The sequence below is a fragment of the Collinsella sp. LCP19S3_D3 genome (assembly GCF_052121455.1).
Classification (GTDB): Bacteria; Actinomycetota; Coriobacteriia; order Coriobacteriales; family Coriobacteriaceae; genus Collinsella.
The window spans coordinates 1-430 of the sequence record NZ_JBQKEF010000067.1; the positions used below are offsets into that span (position 1 = coordinate 1).

Genomic DNA, 430 nt, shown 5'->3' on the forward strand with positions numbered 1-430 from the left:
GTCGTCGCGCGCATGCCGACGAGCAGGCTCCGCCCGTGCCAGGCGGGCCCGGCGACGTACTCGCGCCCGTCGGCCTCGACGTAGCCGCGCTTGTCGGCGCGGGCGGCGACCCACCTCACCGCGTCGAACTCCACGCCGGGAAGGGCGCGCATGGCGGCGAGGTCCTCCCGGTAGGCCTCCCCGTGCGGCCTGCCGTCGCGGCAGCGCGCCGCCGCGTTGACCCTCGCGCATCCCTCGGCGAGGAACGCGTTGAGCTCGGGGAGCGTGCCGAACGCCGGCACGGGGACGAGGAGGTTGCGCCGGAGGAACCCCACGGCGTTCTCGACGGAGCCCTTCTCGTTTCCCGAATAGGGGTTGCAGTACCGGCTCTCGAAGCGGTAGTGGGCCCTGAACTGCGAGAACAGCCTCGATTCCGTGACCTCGCCGCGTA

General features: G+C 72.8%; 1 pseudogene. It reads right to left on the reverse strand.

From position 1 onward, the window contains the following. Positions 1-430, reverse strand: a pseudogene (locus ACTQXM_RS09070) (IS21 family transposase); the annotation flags it as partial.